The sequence below is a fragment of the Arthrobacter sp. E3 genome (genome assembly GCF_017353415.1).
Classification (GTDB): Bacteria; Actinomycetota; Actinomycetes; order Actinomycetales; family Micrococcaceae; genus Specibacter.
Genome location: NZ_JAFMPX010000103.1, coordinates 1 through 392, shown reverse-complemented (window position 1 = coordinate 392; position 392 = coordinate 1). Strand labels below are relative to the sequence as shown.

The 392-nt window shown below is 49.7% G+C and carries 1 protein-coding gene; it reads left to right on the top strand.

The window, feature by feature from the left end:
- Positions 1-392 (top strand): glycoside hydrolase family 19 protein (locus JMA46_RS16830; protein ID WP_282099625.1); only part of this gene is annotated, 392 nt, incomplete at both ends.

The following is a 392-nucleotide window of genomic DNA, read 5'->3' as shown; positions in this document are numbered from 1 at the left end:
GACAACGGGGGATATCGATGTTATGAAGAGGGAGATTGCGGCTTTCCTTGCCCAAACTGCATTCCAAACTGCAGGAGCCCGCATCAATGATGCAAATGCAGCTGAATGGGGATATTGCTACAAGTCATTTGCCAGTGACAATTCCTACTGCGTTCCAAACAACCGGTACCCTTGTGTCGAAGGTGAAAGATACTATCCCAGAGGAGCTATGCAGATTGGGTACAACTTCAACTATGGCCCGGCAGGGGACAGCATCCCAGAAGACCTCCTAGCAAATCCCGATCTGGTCGGGACAGATCCTGTAATCTCCTTTAAAACTGCACTCGCTTACTGGATGATGTCTCATAACCCAAACATGCCCTCATGCCACGACGCCATGACAGCCAATGTGA